The following is a 399-nucleotide window of genomic DNA, read 5'->3' on the forward strand; positions in this document are numbered from 1 at the left end:
CTAGGTAGAAAAAATGAATAATAACATTAGATTGAATATGTACAGATATGTGTTCACAGAGCTCACTTATATCGTGTTTTTGTGGCTTGTCTTATATTGGCTTTCAAGTGGTAATCATCAATGGATACAATTACTTACATTAATAATGTGTTGTGGTGCAGCTACTAGGATCCTTATGTTATGGAATAAGTTTCGGCAAGGCTCTCTAAAAATATTAGGTGGGCAGTTATTTTTCAAAGGTTTAGCGTGCGATGTAACTTTGTTGTATAACTTTCTGCCGTTAGGAATAGGCTCAACCATAAAGATCTCATATTTTGAAGAGACTATGCAGAAACGTAGTATTTACATTCCGAAAAATGCGCTAAGCCATGAACATTGGCAACAATTGTTGGAGCGTCG

1 protein-coding gene is annotated in these 399 nt (G+C 35.6%); it reads left to right on the forward strand.

Annotated features, from left to right (window positions below):
• Window positions 1-175 precede the first annotated feature (175 nt).
• Window positions 176-399, forward strand: a 224-nt coding sequence (locus GOU96_RS18380; RefSeq protein WP_267784456.1) for a hypothetical protein, incomplete at its 3' end; no start/stop codon positions are given.

The sequence above is a fragment of the Vibrio sp. R-1 genome, from assembly GCF_035615595.1.
In the GTDB taxonomy this organism is placed as follows: Bacteria; Pseudomonadota; Gammaproteobacteria; order Enterobacterales; family Vibrionaceae; genus Vibrio; species Vibrio cholerae.